Origin of the sequence: Lacticaseibacillus chiayiensis, from assembly GCF_004123795.1 — a bacterium.
Taxonomy (GTDB): Bacteria; Bacillota; Bacilli; order Lactobacillales; family Lactobacillaceae; genus Lacticaseibacillus; species Lacticaseibacillus chiayiensis.
Genome location: NZ_MSSM01000102.1, coordinates 1 through 808, shown reverse-complemented (window position 1 = coordinate 808; position 808 = coordinate 1). Strand labels below are relative to the sequence as shown.

The window sequence follows — 808 nt, the reverse complement described above, 5'->3', positions numbered from 1 at the left end:
CCATTCAGCACGTGCTTGAGATAGCTTTGTGGTCAAAATAGTCGGTGATCTGATCATGCACAATATCAACGTCAAGTAGCGGATTCGATTTAATCCAAGAATTGGGGTCATCAACCTCTTGTACGTTGTCTTGTTCAGCAATGAATGCAAAATAGCGTTCTGCCGTTTCTTCACCGGACAACACCTTTTTGGCATATGGATAATTTTGTTGAAACATCGGCACGTTCATGTCGAATCCAGCCGTTGAAATGATGAACGTCAGATAACTAGGGAGTAACACCTGCCCTGAGGCAAGGGTTTCAATCATATCTGTTGTTTTAGCGTTGGCATATTCGTCAACCACCGCAACATGGGGTTCATAGCCATCGACAAGTCCTGTATCACGAGAGAACGAACGAATTGTTGATCCGTCGTCTAAATTGACAAGTTCATCTCGCGTAATCTTAACCATTCGTTTGATGCCTGGGTCTTTCCGCATGAGCGCACGTAATCGGTCTTTTACCATTCCGAATACAATGCCGGCCTGCTTGCGATCGTTAGCAGCGGTATATAATTGCCGTTTGTTGCTGGATTCTTTCCGAACAGAAACTCATACAGAATGACGCCAGAAATCAAAAGCGACTTACCGTTTTTTCGTGCCATCGAAATGAACACATCGGTAAATCGCCTTATATTTGGATCATCTTTGTCAACCCAGCCATATATACTGCCAATAATGAATTTTGAAACGGTGCTAATGGTTGTGGTTCCCACTTTTGGTTCTGGCAGAATTTCCATAAATTTAACAGCCTTTCCCGCTAGATTGGAT

Annotated in this window: 1 pseudogene; it reads right to left on the bottom strand. The window is 43.3% G+C overall.

Annotated elements, in window-relative coordinates:
• A pseudogene (locus BVJ53_RS14820) lies at window positions 1–808 on the bottom strand (terminase large subunit domain-containing protein); the annotation flags it as partial.